The organism is Vibrio sp. YIC-376 (assembly GCF_052353105.1).
Classification (GTDB): domain Bacteria; phylum Pseudomonadota; class Gammaproteobacteria; order Enterobacterales; family Vibrionaceae; genus Vibrio.
On the sequence record NZ_JBBWFK010000010.1, the window covers coordinates 31,779 to 46,768 of the forward strand.

The window sequence follows — 14,990 nt, forward strand, 5'->3', positions numbered from 1 at the left end:
GATTGTCGGCTCGGTAAGTGGGTGATTTTATAAGTTATTTGTCCTAGGCTTGTTCGCAGGGCGTCTATTGGTCATAATGTTACAAGTAACATTGCTGATAATTCACATAATTATGAATCAAAAGAATAAGAAAACACGCGCGACATTACAGGATGTTGCTGACCAGGTTGGCGTAACAAAGATGACGGTTTCGCGTTATATGCGCAATCCGGAATCCGTTGCTGAAAAGACGCGGGTTAAAATTGCAGCTGCTATAGAAAAGTTGGGCTATATTGAAAACCGTGCGCCGGCGATGTTATCTAAATCATCCAGTAAAGCGATCGGTATTTTACTTCCTTCTCTGTCTAACCAAATTTTTGCGTCTTTTGTTCAGGGCATCGAGATGGTCACGAAAGCTAACGGTTATGAGACGCTTCTGGCCCACTTTAGTTATGACGTAGAGGAAGAAGAGCGCAAGATCGCTTCATTACTCTCTTATCAAGTTGACGGCCTGATCTTAACAGAAAGCAACCATACTCCGCGTACATTGCAGATGATCAAAAATGCAGGTGTGCCTGTGGTAGAAACCATGGAATTACCGGAACAGCCTATTGATATGGCGGTGGGTTTGGATCACGAAGATGCCTCATATAACGCAGTAAAGCGAATGTTAGATGCCGGTAAGCGTACCATCGTTTATTTTGGTGCTCGTCTGGATACGCGGACTAAGCTACGTATGCAAGGATATGGTCGTGCTATGTCTGAAGCTGGTCTAGAAGCGAAACATGTATTAACCGGCGAACACTCCAGCTTCTCTCTTGCTCATGAGCTACTTGAACGTGCATTGGAGACCTACCCTGATCTGGACGGTGTGTTCTGTACCAATGATGATATTGCGATTGGTACGATTCTTAGTGCCCAGCAGCGCGGGATAAAAGTCCCAGAGCAACTGGCAGTGGTTGGTTATAACGCACTGGACATCGGTCAGACGATCAGTCCGAAGCTGACCAGTGTGGATACGCCGCGTTTTGAGATTGGCAAGAAGAGTGCTGAACTGCTGATCGCGCGATTAAAAGGCGAAGAGCAGCAAGAGTTGGTGGTCGATATGGGCTATGATATTACAGCGGGTGAGAGTGTGTAATTCGAATAATCGCATTTAGCAATTCATTTGATTGAGTGAAAATCAGAAGCGGAGTACAGAGCACTCCGCTTTCCGTTTAGTCGCCTAGACAATAAAGCTCGCACCCTGATCGGCGCCGGAAACATTGTGGCGCATCACTTCGAAAAATCCACGTCCCCATGTTTGCTGGGTTGACTCAGTATCAAGCTGGATGATTTGGCGTCCACTGGTGTCGGTTAAGTTGTTCAACTCGCCAGTCCGGCAGTCGACACGAATCAAGTCACCATCACGGACTAAACCAATCGCGCCACCTCGAATTGCTTCAGGTGAGACATGGATAGCGGATGGAATTTTGCCTGATGCGCCTGACAAACGGCCATCGGTTACCAACGCGACTTTAAAGCCCATTTTCTGCACATTACCTAAAATTGGCATCAGCTTATGCAGTTCTGGCATGCCGTTCGCGGCAGGACCATTGTGCGTCACCACCACAATGCAGTCTTTGTTGAGTTCACCGCGTTTATAGGCTGCTTCCACTTCGTGCTGGCACTGGAAAACCACCGCAGGTGCTTCGATGATGCGCTGTTCTTCTTTGACTGCCGAGACTTTAACTACCGCTTTACCTAAATTGCCGTCTAATACACGAGTACCACCAGTGTTTTGGAACACCGCTTCTGGTGCGGCGATGACATCGCCATCCAAGCTGCCGTTGCAGGCTGTCCAAACTAACTGGCCATTACTCATCGTTGGCAAGGTCATCTGATCGCTAAACTCTCCAAAAACCGGTTTTACATCGCGGTGTAGTAGTTCGGATTCATTCAATCGATGCAGCAAGGCTGGTACGCCGCCAGCTTCCTGAAACGCATTCATATCAGCCGGACCATTCGGGTAGACACGCGCCAGCAGAGGCACAACATCCGATAGGTCGCTGATGTCTTGCCAGGTCAGCAAGATACCTGCAGCGCGCGCGACGGCGACCATATGAATGGTGTGGTTGGTACTACCGCCTGATGCAAGCAGCGCAATAATACCGTTGATCAGACTCTTTTCCGTTACCACTTCAGCCAGCGGACGGAAGTGGCTCGAGCCAGCGGTCATGGAAGCAATCTTCAGGGCGGCGTGATCGGTCAGGGCTTTACGTAGATCTGTATGTGGGTGAATAAACGCCGAACCCGGCAGCATTAATCCCATGGCTTCAAAGACTAGCTGGTTGGTGTTTGCGGTGCCGTAGAAAGTGCAGGTTCCAGGCGAGTGATACGAACGGCACTCCATATCCAGCAGAGCTTCTTTGCCCACTTCACCGGCTGCGTATTTCTGGCGCACGTCGACTTTTTCTTCATTGCTGATGCCAGTGGCCATTAAACCTGCCGGTACAAACGCCGTCGGCAGATGAGCGTACGAGAGTGCCCCCATCAGTTGCCCCGGTGCGATTTTGTCGCAGATGCCAAGCAGCAGTGTGGCATCAAACACATTATGGCTCAGAGACAACGCTGTCGATTGAGCGATTAAGTCGCGGGAAAATAGTGACATATCCATACCTGGCTGACCTTGTGTCACGCCATCGCACATCGCCGGAACGCAGCCTGCCACTTGAGCGGTGTGCCCATATTTCGCCAGTGTTTGCTTAATCTGCGCCGGATAGGCTTGATATGGCTGGTGAGCGCTCAACATGTCATTGTATGCGCTGATAAGTGCCACGTTGGAATGCGTAAAATCGAGGAGGCTCTCTTTTTCCGAAGCGCATGATGCTGCTACGGCATGTGCTAAGTTACCACAAGATAAACCCGCGCGACCTTTTCCTGACTCAGCTTGTTCACGAGTGTGCGCTAAAAAAACTGCACGAGCTTGTTGGCTGCGATCTATCAGCCGTTGGGTGACGTCGAGAATAACGGAATGGGTCATGATACCACCTCAACGGTTTGCTGCTTCAATAACGCCTTGGCAGAACGTTCCACTACGTCGTTGATATCGTCTTCGATACTCACAATTAAGGTTTGAGGTTCGTGATCCGGTCGTTCCAGCGTTTCGAATTGGCTTTTCACCATGTTCTCTTTCATGAAGTGGCCTTTACGCATACGCATGCGATCGAGGATCAGCGTCATGTCACCATCAAGAAACAGGAAAGTCACGTTATTGTTGCCTTCACGAATCTGGTCGCGGTAAACCTTTTTCAATGCTGAACAGACAATAACCCCATGTTCGTTTTTGCTTTCCAGACTGTAAGCAGCATCGCGAATTCGTTCTAGCCATGGCTTGCGATCATCATCGTTCAGAGGCTGGCCGGAGGCCATTTTCTGTATGTTCGCTCGTGGGTGAAGATCATCACCATCAATGAATTTTCGTTCTAGCTTTTTCGCCAGTTGCTCACCAATTGTGCTCTTACCACTAGCACAAACGCCCATAACGATGACACTACTACCAGCCATAACCTATCCTCATAACCAAGTTTGCGCGTGATCTCAATTTTTGAATTCACTTTAAAATATGGGTTTATCTTATTCATGTTATCGGTAACATGTTACCGGTAACTTAAATAAATGTGAACCAATACACAAACTATAATTCTTAAAGGTGAACCAATGGAGCAACTAACCCAAGCCCCAGATCCTACGTACTTATTAACGATTGCTGGCCTTGCTATTGCAGCGTTACTTGTTTTAATCATTAAGCTAAAAGTCCATGCTTTTGCCTCCCTGACGATGGTGAGTCTGGGCACGGCAATCGCAACGGGCGTCTCGTTGGACAAGGTCGTACCAACCATGATGGGCGGTTTCGGTGGCACACTGGCTTCCGTTGCTCTGCTGGTTGGCCTTGGTGCAATGATCGGTAAAATTTTGGAAGTGACTGGCGGTGCAAAAGTGCTGGCAGATACTTTGATTGGCCGCTTTGGCAAAGAGCGAGCACCGTTTGCCCTCGGTGTGGCGTCGTTGATGTTTGGCTTCCCAATCTTCTTCGATGCTGGCTTGGTTGTCATGATGCCGATTATCCTTAGCGTCGCGGCTCGTTTTGGTGGCTCAGCACTTAAATATGCGTTGCCAGCTGCGGGGGCGTTTGCCGTAATGCACGCGTTTGTTCCTCCGCATCCAGGCCCTGTTGCTGCTTCTGAGTTCCTTGGTGCCAATATTGGTCTGCTGTTGATCGTCGGTATTCTGGTCGCAATTCCGACTTGGTATCTTGGCGCTTACCTGTTTGGTCTTTATGCAGGTAAGAAGTTTGAGATACCTCTTTCTAAAGCTTTCTTTGACCGTGAGGCGTTTGCGGATGAAACCAAAGCGCCAAAATTCTCTACTGTAATGACGCTTCTGGTACTGCCTGTTTTGCTTATCTGTTTAGACACCGTGCTAAACACGTTAGCTGTTGCTGGTGTTATTGATGGAAATTCAGCACTGGTTTCCTTCCTGCGTATGCTAGGTAAAACTCCGGTAGCCTTGCTGATCACGTTGATGGTATGTCTTGCTGTATTTGCTAAAGACTACGGCATGACGAAACTGGAAAAACTGTGCGGCGAGTCTCTGGCACCGATTTGTGGTGTGATTCTGGTTACAGGTGCGGGCGGCATGTTCGGCGGTGTATTGCGATCAAGTGGTATCGGTGATGCACTTGCGGGTGTATTAACCAACACCGGCATGCCAGTGATTGTCGCTGCGTTTGTTATCTCTACCTGCCTGCGTGTCGCTCAGGGCTCGGCAACCGTGGCTCTTACTACCACTGCGGCGCTTATCTCGCCTGTTGTTGCTGTAACAACCGGTCTAAGCGATCTTGACCTATGCTTTATCGTGATTGCTATTGCTGGTGGTGCAACGGTGCTTTCACACTTCAATGACTCTGGTTTCTGGTTGGTTTCTCGCTTACTGGAAATGGATGAGAAAACCACATTAAAAACTTGGACGGTAATGGAAACTTTACTTGGTGGTATCGCGTTTATTATCGTAGCAACATTAAGCTTTATTCTTTAGAGGTTACCAATGACAACACTTGAACAACGATTAAAAGAAATCAAAATCGTCCCAGTTATCGCTATCAACGATGTCGCACACGCTCTGCCACTGGCTAAAGTACTGGTAGAAAATGGCCTGCCATGTGCCGAAGTGACATTCCGCACTGATGCTGCGGCTGAGTCGATTCGTATCATGCGTGAAGCGTATCCGGATCTGCTTATTGGCGCGGGTACAGTGCTGACAACTGAGCAGGTTGATCTCGCGATTGATGCGGGTGCGGATTTCATCGTCAGCCCTGGTTTTAACCCAACCACAGTGAAATATTGTCAGCAGCGCAATATTGCAATTGTACCGGGTGTGAACAACCCAAGCTTGGTTGAACAGGCGATGGAAATGGGTCTGCGTACCCTGAAGTTCTTCCCGGCAGAGCCATCTGGTGGCGTGAACATGCTAAAAGCATTAACGGCGGTTTACCCAGTAAACTTCATGCCAACAGGCGGCGTAAGTCCATCTAATGTAGAAGACTACCTGGCGATTAAATCGGTTATCGCATGTGGTGGTACCTGGATGGTACCAACGGCATTGATGGACAATGGCGATTGGGAAGGTCTTGCTGAATTGGTTCGTGCGGTTAAGTAATCCGCACTAACACGCTGAAATTGCTCCACAACTCCCCCTAATATGTGATACGAAGAAGGGTCATCAATGTGCTTGATGACCCTTTTGTTTTTCGACCTTAAGACGCGTTAGAAATGATGCTTCATAAAGCTCTGAATGAAGTTGATGAAATCGGCTTCAGCTAGCTTAGCGCATTTCAGTGTTTGCTCGTGAGAAAGCTCCACATCGCCCAGGCCTTCAGCCATGTTGGTGATCGCGCACACCGCTAATACCGGTAAGCCGCAATGCGCTGCAGAAATCACTTCCGGTACCACGGACATGCCTACCACATCGCCGCCAATCACCTGCATCATGCGAATTTCTGCTGCTGTCTCAAAGTTTGGGCCTGTGTAAGAGACAAACACACCTTCGTTAAGATGAATATTGTTCGCTTTACCGACTTCAAATGCTTCGGCGCGCAGATCTTTGTCGTACGCATTGGCTAAGCTGAAGAAACGCGGACCGTATTCATCGTCATTAGGACCAATCATCGGTGATTCCGGCATGGTATTGATGTGATCGCTAAATACGACCAATGAGCCTACATCAATACGTTCAGGACGAAGTGAACCCGCCGCATTGGTCACCAGTAAAAACTCACACCCCAGCTTTTTGAATGTGCGCACCGGAGTGGTCATCACTTTCATTGAACCGTGCTCATAGTAGTGACCGCGACCTTTCATGCACACCACGTCGACGCCGTTCATTGTGCCAAGTACGAGTTCTCCGGAGTGCCCTTGTACGGTACTGACCGGAAAGCCTTCTAGCTCTTCGTATGGAATGACCACTTTGTCTTGCAGTTCGTCTGCCAATACACCCAAGCCGGAGCCAAGAATAAATGCCGCTTTAGGTTGAAAGTTTGGTTTGCGTTCGTGAATGGTTTTTAATGCACCGATTACAGGATCGAGATTCATGTTCGTCACCTTATGGTTATTTTTGCTTCATTGTGTGACTTTCTGTGCTGGTTATCTTTGTTTTATTCGCTACTATCATCCTCAAAAAGAGGATAAACAGACGCGTTAGGAATCCACCTATGAAGTATGACTCATTTGAGCGGGTCACATTGAAGATGCTGCGTTATTTTTACGAAGTGGCGCAGACCAAACACTTTACTCAGGCTGCCGAGAACTTAAATATCACCAATTCACCACTGAGCAATCGCATTAAAGAACTGGAAGATATACTCAATGTTAAGCTTTTCGAGCGCGACTCGAGAAATGTCACCCTGACCGAGGCAGGTCAGTTACTGGAGTCGAAATGCCGACTGATTTTCCAGACGCTGGATGTCTCCCTCAATCAGGTTCAGCAGATTGGTTTGAATCAGAGAAACATATTGCGTGTGGGTGTTGTCAGCAGTGCGTTCTGGGGTGGATTTGATCGGCATTTACAGCGCTTTCATGCTCTGCATGAGAGTTATCATGCGGACATCTTCGACCTCAATCCGGAGACTCAGAAAAAGCACCTGAACGAGAAGAAAATCGACGTTGGCATTGTGCGTTTTGCGGATGCTCTCAACATTTATCCGTATCAGTCGGTGTCAATGGGCAAAGATGTGTTTGTAGTTGCGGTATCGGAGCAACATGAATTGGCGGATAAGACGTTGCTCCGCTTGCAGGACCTGAAGGCATGCGAATTTGCCTTTATGAGCCTGGCCAACTCAGCATCGGCGAATTTCATCATCAATGCTTGTCAGCAAGCGGGTTTTTCACCCAATGTCAGTAAACAGGTGGTGGAGCCAAGTACCTTGATGGCTTACGTCGCGAACAGCAATACAGTGACGCTGGTACCGTCGACATTTTCTCAGCATCATTGGCGCGGGGTTCGCTTTATTAAATTGAAAGAGTCATTGCGCGCGGATTTATGTTTGATTCACGATGGTAAACAGGAGAGTGCTATTAAATCCGAGTTTATCCGCAGTTTGCTGGAGCACGGCGAAGAATGAAAAAGGGTCATCCGAAGATGACCCTTTGTGCTTGATTTTTTGCGATTAACGCATGGTAACGAACTCTTCTGAACCAGTAGGGTGAATAGCTACTACTGAGTCGAAGTCTGCTTTTGTCGCGCCCATCTTCATTGCTACGCCGAAGCCCTGAATCATTTCGTCAACCGTGAAGCCGATGCCGTGCAGGCCAACTACCGTTTCTTCTTCACCAGCACATACCAGTTTCATCTTGCATGGTTGACGGTGTTTCGTTACCGCAGTGTACATCGCTGTGAAGCCTGATTTGTACACTTTCACGTTGTCTTCGCCGTACTTCGCGATCGCTTCTGGCTCAGTCAGACCGATCGTACCGATTGGTGGGTGGCTGAATACAACCGTCGGAACTAAGTCGTAATCCATCTTCGCGTTTGGCTTGTTGTTGAACAGACGCTCAGAAAGCTGGCGACCTGCTTTAACCGCTACTGGCGTTAGCTCGATACCGCCTTCCATGATGTCACCCACACAGTAGATGCCTTTCACGTTAGTTTCTTGGTACTCGTCTACCTTGATGTAGCCTTTGTCGTTGGTTGCAACGCCAGTTGACACCAGATTGATTGCGTCTGTTGCCGGATGACGACCGATTGCCCAGATTAGCTGGTCAACGTTTTGGCTCTCGCCGTTTTCCAGATGCAAAGTCAGGCTGCCGTCTGCTTCTTTTACCACTTCTTTTGGAATGGAGTGCGTATGCAGTCTTGGACCTTCAGCGTCCATCACTTCAACCAAGGTCTCGATGATCATTGGATCGAAGCTACGTAGTGGCGATTCTTTACGTACGAACAGGTGCGTTTCCGTACCTAGTGCGTGTAGTACGCCCGCGATCTCAACCGCGATGTAGCCAGCGCCGACAACCGCAACGCGTTTTGGTTGCTCAGCCAGGTCGAAGAAGCCATTTGAATCGATGCCGTATTCTGCACCCGGGATGTTTGGAATCGTTGGACGACCACCGACGGCGATCAGGATGTGATCCGCTGTGTAGTGTTCACCGTTTACTTCAACGGTTTTCTCGTCTATGCCTTCCCCTGAAACAAAGCGCGCAAAGCCTTTGATAACATTGACTTTGTTGTTACCCAGAACACGATCGTAAGATTCGTGGATTCGACCAATGTAGGCCTGGCGACTCTCTACCAGCTTGCTCCAGTCGAAACCTTTCACGTCGACATCAAACCCGTAATCTGCAGCGTATAGGTTCATTGCTTCTGCGATTTGCGCACCATGCCACATCACTTTCTTTGGTACACAACCTACGTTTACACAGGTGCCACCAAGATCTTGTGCTTCAATCAGTGCTACTTTCGCGCCGTACATAGCCGCACGGTTTGCAGATGCGATGCCGCCACTGCCGCCACCAATACAGATATAGTCAAAATGAGTCGCCATTACTTTCTCCAAGAGCGTATGAATTTCTGGTTAACAGATACATTGGGGTAATGAGATGTTAACTCAATATCGCCGCAACATTTTGTTAAGAATGTTTACCTATGATAAATCGAATCGTACTAATTCCTAAATGGGAAAAAGTGACAATGCTTATGACAAATAGCGATGAGAGGTATTATGTGTTGAGAAGAGTAAAGAAAAGCGCAGCGAATAATCGCTGCGCTCAGGTATTTCAGTGGAGTAAACGTTACTCTGGCACAATCCAGTCGACTTTCCAGTGACCCGTCGCCGGGGCGATCGCTTCTTGCAGGAACGGCAGAATCTCTTTCATCTGGCTTTCCAGTTTCCATGGCGGGTTAATCACAATCATGCCCGATGCTGTCATGCCGCGCTCGTTGGTGTCGGGAGATACGCCAAGTTCAATTTGCAGAATCTTGCGAATACCCAGTGCTTCTAAGCCTTCGATCATGTCGTCGATGTCGAGTCGGTTAACAACCGGATACCAAATCGCGTAGATGCCGGTCGCCCAACGTTTGTGGCTTTGGTATATCGCTTGCACTACGTCGCGGTATTCTTTGGCCAATTCGTACGGTGGGTCAATCAGTACCAAACCACGGCGTTCTTGTGGCGGCAGGCTCGCTTTCAAGCGTTGGAAACCATCTTCTTTATAGATGCTCACCTGACGATCGCGGTCGAACTCTTGCTCCAACAGAGGGTGATCCGCAGGGTGCAGTTCCGTTAATACCATTCGGTCTTGCTCGCGGATTTGAGCACGCGCAACACGCGGTGAGCCCGGGTAGTAACGCAACGTATCGCCGTTATTAAGTGCTTTGATGGCATCGATGTAGCTCTTGATGTCTTCAGGAATGTTCGGGTTATCCCAAATACGAGCAATACCTTGTTTGTATTCGCCCGTTTTTTCAGACCACTCGTGAGTCAGATCGTAACGGCCCACACCCGAGTGGGTATCGTGATAAACGAATGGTTTATCTTTTTGTTTCAGCGCGTCAAGGATGAGGCTTTGAACGATGTGTTTTACCACGTCAGCATGGTTGCCTGCGTGGAAGCTGTGGCGGTAACTTAACAAATTAAACTCTCGAAACACTCTTTGACTGAGTGTGGTCTGTGATTTCAGATACAATAAATTTTGCAATATTGGACTTATTATACCCGAGTCGTTTAAAGATGCAGAGTATGCTTTCGGCTTTGCTCAAAGAATAGTCTTACCACTATTGAAATATCTTTAAGTCACCCATACTTACTAAACATTGAACCTAAGTGAGAGTGCGTACTCCAATAGTGCGAAACACCTATAGAGTAAAAGCCTCACTTAGGCATAACCAGACTCAAGGACAGAGTTGCTCTCGTTGACCCAAGTGGTCCTCGCTGCATAGAGAAGGGGAACGGATATCCCTCCATCCATGTTATTGGCTTCCTGCGCCTTGAGTTAACCTATTTTATAGGTAGTCACAAAGCCAAAACACAAAAGGAATTATTCATGTCTAATCCACTTCTGACGTTTACGGATCTGCCTCCGTTTTCGCAAATTAAACCAGAACACGTCAAACCTGCGATTGAGCAGGCGATAGCGGATTGCCGCGCCAAAGTTGAAGAGGTGTTGAAAGATAACGCGCATCCAACTTGGGCTGGCATTATTGCGCCGATGGAAGAAACAGACGACCGTCTGAGCCGCATCTGGTCACCAGTCGGTCATATGAACTCAGTCGTAAACAGCGAAGCACTGCGTGAAGCGTACGAAAGTTGTCTGCCTATTCTATCTGAGTACGGCACTTGGGTTGGTCAGCACAAAGGTTTGTACGAAGCGTACAAAGCGATCAAAGCCAGTGACGAGTTCGCGACGCTGACTCGCGCGCAGCAAAAGACGATTACTGATGCGCTGCGTGACTTTGAGTTATCTGGTATCGGACTTCCTGCGGATGAGCAGCACCGCTACGGTGAAATCAGCAAGCGTATGTCTGAGCTGGGCTCGAAATTCTCCAATAACGTGTTAGATGCAACTATGGGTTGGACTAAACATATTACGGATGAGAAAGAGTTAGCTGGTATGCCTGAGTCTGCGCTGGCAGCAGCAAAAGCAGCGGCAGAAGCGAAAGAGCTTGATGGCTACCTAATCACGCTGGATATTCCATCTTACCTGCCAGTGATGACGTACTGTGATAATCAGGCACTACGCCAGGAAGTGTATGAAGCGTATGTCACTCGTGCGTCAGATCGTGGTCCTAATGCAGGTAAATGGGACAACAGCGAAATCATTACTGAGCAGCTAAAATTGCGTCACGAAATCGCACGTATGCTGGGCTTCAACACCTTTAGTGAGAAGTCTCTGGCGACCAAAATGGCAGAAACCACTGATCAAGTTCTTGGTTTCCTAAACGATCTTGCTACCCGTGCTAAACCACAAGGTGAGCGCGAAATTGAAGAGCTTCGTCAATTCACGAAAAGCGAGTTCGGTATCGAAGAGCTAAACGTGTGGGATATCGCTTACTACAGCGAGAAGCAAAAGCAGCATTTGTTCCAAATCTCAGATGAAGAGCTGCGTCCTTACTTCCCTGAATCTAAGGTTGTGAGTGGTCTGTTTGAAGTGCTAAACCGTGTGTTTGGCATGACAGTGAAAGAGCGTGAAGGCGTGGACACATGGCATGAGTCAGTTCGTTTCTTCGATATCTTTGATGCAGAAGACACGCTTCGCGGTAGCTTTTACTTAGACCTTTACGCACGTGAGCACAAACGTGGTGGTGCGTGGATGGATGACTGTCGTGGTCGTCGTATTACGCAAACTGGCGAGCTACAAACGCCAGTGGCTTACCTGACCTGTAACTTCAACCGTCCGGTTGGCGATAAGCCAGCACTGTTTACACACGATGAAGTGGTAACACTATTCCACGAATTTGGTCACGGCATTCACCACATGCTGACGCAAGTGGATACGGGTGCGGTATCGGGTATCAACGGTGTGCCTTGGGATGCAGTTGAGCTGCCAAGTCAGTTCCTGGAAAACTGGTGCTGGGAAGAAGAAGCACTGGCGTTCATTTCTGGTCATTACGAAACCGGAGAGCCTCTGCCAAAAGAGATGCTAGAGAAGATGCTGGCAGCGAAGAACTTCCAGTCGGCGATGGGCATTCTACGTCAGCTAGAGTTCGGTCTGTTCGACTTCACTCTGCACACTGAATATGACCCTGAAGTGGGTGCGCGTGTGCTGGAAACCTTGGCAGAAGTGAAGCAGAAAGTTGCCGTTGTTCCTGCTGTTGAGTGGGCGCGTTTTTCTCACAGCTTCAGCCACATTTTTGCGGGTGGTTACAGCGCGGGTTATTACAGCTACCTATGGGCAGAAGTGCTCTCTTCGGATGCATTCTCACGCTTTGAAGAAGAGGGTATCTTTAACAAAGACACCGGCCAGAGCTTCCTGAACAACATCCTGGAGATGGGTGGCAGTGAAGAGCCGATGGAGCTGTTCAAACGCTTCCGAGGCCGTGAACCGAAAATTGATGCTCTGCTGCGTCATTCTGGTATCGCAGCGTAAGCGTTAAGATAATCTTCAGATCAATGCCGTTCACTTAATCGTGAACGGCATCTACAAATAACCCCCGTCATCCTGGACAGCGACGAAGGAGCGTGATTCAGGATCTTCTTTCCTAGCACTTTGTTGTTAAAGCTTTTTCTAACACTTTTTAGCACGCTTCTATTAGATTCCTAGTCTCGCTATGGCTCGCTGGAATGACGTAGGTAGAAAACTACATAATCCAGAACTATGGATTGACGTTGCGGTTGATTGGGTTTTGCAACGAGATTAAGGTCTCAGTGGACTGCACTTCATCAATCGCCTGAAGCTTGTCTATAAGGACATATTGCAGCTCTTCAATCGACTTACACATCAGTTTGACGAAGATGTTATACGCGCCGGTGGTGTAGTAGGCCTCAACGACTTCGTCGAGCGCGTTGAGTTTTTCGAGTGCAGAGTGGTAGTCGCGAGCCGCGTTGAGGTTAATACCAATAAAGCAACACACATCGTAGCCGAGCTTTTTGGTGTTGACGACAACCTCTGTGCCCTCAATGATCTCAGCCGATTTCATTTTCTCAATCCGTACGTGAATCGTGGCAGGGCTGACATCGAACTGTTTGGCCATTTCTGCATAAGGTGTTCTGGCGTCGGTCATCAATGTTTTTAAGATTGCGCGATCGAGTTCATCAAGTTTTGGCATGCTCGCAGTCATACAATTCGTTCCATAGGGTATGAGATTAGTGGTTAATTCTATACTTATCCGCTCAGCTTCGTACAGTTACTGCAAGAAAGCCAGTAGTGAGGTAAACTCAGCGCCAGTTACCGCGATTTTTATTGGAGCCTCCTTTTGCAACTGCAATTGATTTGTGAAGACCCATCTCGACAGCCTCATCTTGATGAACTTGCTGCTCGCTGGCAACTGTCCCATTCTGACGACAGTGACTTTGCTTTGGTGCTGACTGCTGAGCAATTAGAGTTGCGCAAAGTTGATGAGCCCAAGCTGGGTGCAATTTTTGTCGATTTGATTGGTGGAGCGGTTGGGCATCGTCGTAAATTCGGCGGCGGTAAAGGTCAGGCAATCGCAAAAGCAGCCGGTCTGAATAAGGGCGTAACGCCAACCGTTCTGGATGGCACTGCGGGTTTGGGAAGAGACGCATTTGTACTGGCTTCTTTGGGTTGTAAGGTACAGATGGTTGAGCGTCACCCAGTGGTTGCAGCACTGTTGGATGACGGTTTGGCTCGTGCAAAACAGGATCCTGAAATCGGTGCCTGGGTGTCGGAGCGAATGTCGTTGATTCATGCCTCAAGTCACGATGCATTGGAGCAACTGGCGCAAGACAGTAACTTTGTGAGACCAGATGTGGTGTACCTTGATCCGATGTACCCGCACCCGGAAAACAAAAAGAAATCTGCCTTAGTGAAGAAAGAAATGCGCGTATTCCAGTCTTTGGTTGGTGCTGATTTGGACGCGGATGATCTATTGGAACCCGCAATGGCATTGGCAACTAAGCGTGTGGTGGTCAAACGTCCGGATTATGCCAATTGGTTGAACGACAAAAAGCCAAGCATGGCGATAGAAACCAAAAAGAATCGTTTCGACGTGTATGTAAAAGCCTCAATGGCGTAACTTTCTGATACTTTAATCTTGCTCGTCACAGCGCTTTTTATTGCGCTGTGATCTTGCCTTCTTTTCCCTACTCCAATTGATAGTTTTCACTTGCTAATTAGGCATACTGACTGTATATCTAAGTAAGAATTATTATTATTTCATATTTTGGTGAAGTAATGCTTAGCTAGCTGGAGTCGTAGTATGGCTAAACGCCTATGTAAAATGAACCGCAAACAGATCGCGTCTAATCTTGGTGATATTCACCGTTTGGTGATTGCGCCGAAATTTGTCTGCCGCTCGTGCGCGCGCTCTTCAGCGGCGAAAAACACATTGTGTAAGCCAGCCGCTATCCCGCCGCAAGCTTGCCAAACCAAACCACTCCATGAGCAACAAGCGTGCGGTCTTCTGGCGGAAGCGTTACCCGCAGAGCAGATTGCGGTCACTCCAGAGCAAAGCGCAGAAAAAGCGGCCATCGTTAAACGTGTGGTGGAAAGAGTGAAAGAGAAAAAACTGGCAGCCAAAGTGGCAGCGCCAGTGGCTCTAAAAGCACCTGATCTTTTTGATTTGGCGGATAAAAAAGCGCTTAAGAAGGTGAGAAAGGCACTGAAAAAACAGTACAAGCAGCAGAAGAAGTTGCTAAAAGTGGCTAAGAAGCAGCAAAAATTACTCAAACGCCAGCGAAAACTGGAAAAACGCAACGCCAAACTTGAAGTGCTATTACCTACGCCACTAAACGCTTTTATGAGCGAACGCCAGCAAGCCAAGGTGCATTAATCGAATTAAAAAAAACGCTCGCCATTCGGAGAGCG

At 48.3% G+C, this 14,990-nt stretch carries 13 protein-coding genes; 7 read left to right on the forward strand and 6 right to left on the reverse strand.

What is annotated here, in order from left to right:
* The first annotated feature begins 112 nt into the window (after nt 1-112).
* Nucleotides 113-1,120: a substrate-binding domain-containing protein gene (locus tag WJM94_RS17990; protein ID WP_444495571.1), complete on the forward strand. Its 1,008-nt coding sequence runs from the start codon at nt 113-115 to the stop codon at nt 1,118-1,120.
* An 84-nt stretch (nt 1,121-1,204) separates the two neighbouring features.
* Here the strand turns inward: WJM94_RS17990 and edd are convergent, their stop codons facing one another.
* Together edd and WJM94_RS18000 are read right to left on the reverse strand one after the other, a co-directional pair.
* On the reverse strand, nt 1,205-3,001 hold the full coding sequence (gene edd / locus WJM94_RS17995) for a phosphogluconate dehydratase (RefSeq protein WP_444495572.1): 1,797 nt from the start codon (nt 2,999-3,001) through the stop codon (nt 1,205-1,207).
* Complete coding sequence (locus WJM94_RS18000; RefSeq protein ID WP_444495573.1) at nt 2,998-3,525, reverse strand: gluconokinase; 528 nt, start codon at nt 3,523-3,525, stop codon at nt 2,998-3,000. The genes edd and WJM94_RS18000 overlap by 4 nt, the downstream gene beginning before the upstream one ends.
* Nucleotides 3,526-3,678: 153 nt before the next feature.
* Here WJM94_RS18000 and WJM94_RS18005 point away from each other — a divergent pair, with 153 nt between their 5' ends.
* Together WJM94_RS18005 and WJM94_RS18010 are read left to right on the forward strand one after the other, a co-directional pair.
* On the forward strand, nt 3,679-5,055 hold the full coding sequence (locus tag WJM94_RS18005) for a GntP family permease (RefSeq protein ID WP_444495574.1): 1,377 nt from the start codon (nt 3,679-3,681) through the stop codon (nt 5,053-5,055).
* 9 nt (nt 5,056-5,064) lie between these two features.
* The gene (locus WJM94_RS18010) at nt 5,065-5,676 is read left to right on the forward strand and encodes a bifunctional 4-hydroxy-2-oxoglutarate aldolase/2-dehydro-3-deoxy-phosphogluconate aldolase (RefSeq protein ID WP_444495575.1); all 612 of its coding nucleotides are present in this window, start codon (nt 5,065-5,067) and stop codon (nt 5,674-5,676) included.
* 107 nt (nt 5,677-5,783) lie between these two features.
* Here the strand turns inward: WJM94_RS18010 and xapA are convergent, their stop codons facing one another.
* Nucleotides 5,784-6,608: a xanthosine phosphorylase gene (gene xapA / locus WJM94_RS18015; protein ID WP_444495576.1), complete on the reverse strand. Its 825-nt coding sequence runs from the start codon at nt 6,606-6,608 to the stop codon at nt 5,784-5,786.
* Nucleotides 6,609-6,727: 119 nt separating this feature from the next.
* Between xapA and WJM94_RS18020 the strand changes: the two genes are divergently transcribed.
* Nucleotides 6,728-7,636: a LysR family transcriptional regulator gene (locus tag WJM94_RS18020; RefSeq protein WP_444495577.1), complete on the forward strand. Its 909-nt coding sequence runs from the start codon at nt 6,728-6,730 to the stop codon at nt 7,634-7,636.
* A 45-nt stretch (nt 7,637-7,681) separates the two neighbouring features.
* Here the strand turns inward: WJM94_RS18020 and gorA are convergent, their stop codons facing one another.
* Together gorA and WJM94_RS18030 are read right to left on the reverse strand one after the other, a co-directional pair.
* Nucleotides 7,682-9,052, reverse strand: a complete 1,371-nt coding sequence (gorA, locus tag WJM94_RS18025; RefSeq protein WP_444495578.1) for a glutathione-disulfide reductase — start codon at nt 9,050-9,052, stop codon at nt 7,682-7,684.
* A gap of 247 nt (nt 9,053-9,299) precedes the next feature.
* Nucleotides 9,300-10,139 (reverse strand): 23S rRNA (adenine(2030)-N(6))-methyltransferase RlmJ, encoded by an 840-nt coding sequence (locus WJM94_RS18030; protein WP_444495579.1) that lies wholly within the window; start codon nt 10,137-10,139, stop codon nt 9,300-9,302.
* Between the two features lie 411 nt (nt 10,140-10,550).
* Between WJM94_RS18030 and prlC the strand changes: the two genes are divergently transcribed.
* Nucleotides 10,551-12,593 (forward strand): oligopeptidase A, encoded by a 2,043-nt coding sequence (gene prlC / locus WJM94_RS18035; RefSeq protein ID WP_444495580.1) that lies wholly within the window; start codon nt 10,551-10,553, stop codon nt 12,591-12,593.
* A 226-nt stretch (nt 12,594-12,819) separates the two neighbouring features.
* Here the strand turns inward: prlC and asnC are convergent, their stop codons facing one another.
* Nucleotides 12,820-13,284 carry a transcriptional regulator AsnC gene (gene asnC, locus WJM94_RS18040; RefSeq protein ID WP_444495581.1) on the reverse strand — a complete coding sequence of 155 codons (465 nt, stop codon included), beginning with the start codon at nt 13,282-13,284 and terminating at the stop codon, nt 12,820-12,822.
* A gap of 135 nt (nt 13,285-13,419) precedes the next feature.
* Between asnC and WJM94_RS18045 the strand changes: the two genes are divergently transcribed.
* Together WJM94_RS18045 and WJM94_RS18050 are read left to right on the forward strand one after the other, a co-directional pair.
* Nucleotides 13,420-14,199: a class I SAM-dependent methyltransferase gene (locus WJM94_RS18045; protein WP_444495582.1), complete on the forward strand. Its 780-nt coding sequence runs from the start codon at nt 13,420-13,422 to the stop codon at nt 14,197-14,199.
* A 183-nt stretch (nt 14,200-14,382) separates the two neighbouring features.
* Complete coding sequence (locus tag WJM94_RS18050) at nt 14,383-14,955, forward strand: hypothetical protein (protein ID WP_444495583.1); 573 nt, start codon at nt 14,383-14,385, stop codon at nt 14,953-14,955.
* The last annotated feature ends 35 nt before the right edge of the window (nt 14,956-14,990 follow it).

What these genes read in the sequence shown, in the direction of transcription:
- WJM94_RS18010 (WP_444495575.1), top strand. Translation starts at nt 5,065, where the DNA reads ATGACAACACTTGAACAACGATTAAAAGAAATCAAAATCGTCCCAGTT.
- asnC (WP_444495581.1), bottom strand. Translation starts at nt 13,284, where the DNA reads ATGACTGCGAGCATGCCAAAACTTGATGAACTCGATCGCGCAATCTTA.
- edd (WP_444495572.1), bottom strand. Translation starts at nt 3,001, where the DNA reads ATGACCCATTCCGTTATTCTCGACGTCACCCAACGGCTGATAGATCGC.
- gorA (WP_444495578.1), bottom strand. Translation starts at nt 9,052, where the DNA reads ATGGCGACTCATTTTGACTATATCTGTATTGGTGGCGGCAGTGGCGGC.
- WJM94_RS18000 (WP_444495573.1), bottom strand. Translation starts at nt 3,525, where the DNA reads ATGGCTGGTAGTAGTGTCATCGTTATGGGCGTTTGTGCTAGTGGTAAG.
- xapA (WP_444495576.1), bottom strand. Translation starts at nt 6,608, where the DNA reads ATGAATCTCGATCCTGTAATCGGTGCATTAAAAACCATTCACGAACGC.
- WJM94_RS17990 (WP_444495571.1), top strand. Translation starts at nt 113, where the DNA reads ATGAATCAAAAGAATAAGAAAACACGCGCGACATTACAGGATGTTGCT.
- prlC (WP_444495580.1), top strand. Translation starts at nt 10,551, where the DNA reads ATGTCTAATCCACTTCTGACGTTTACGGATCTGCCTCCGTTTTCGCAA.
- WJM94_RS18020 (WP_444495577.1), top strand. Translation starts at nt 6,728, where the DNA reads ATGAAGTATGACTCATTTGAGCGGGTCACATTGAAGATGCTGCGTTAT.
- WJM94_RS18005 (WP_444495574.1), top strand. Translation starts at nt 3,679, where the DNA reads ATGGAGCAACTAACCCAAGCCCCAGATCCTACGTACTTATTAACGATT.
- WJM94_RS18050 (WP_444495583.1), top strand. Translation starts at nt 14,383, where the DNA reads ATGGCTAAACGCCTATGTAAAATGAACCGCAAACAGATCGCGTCTAAT.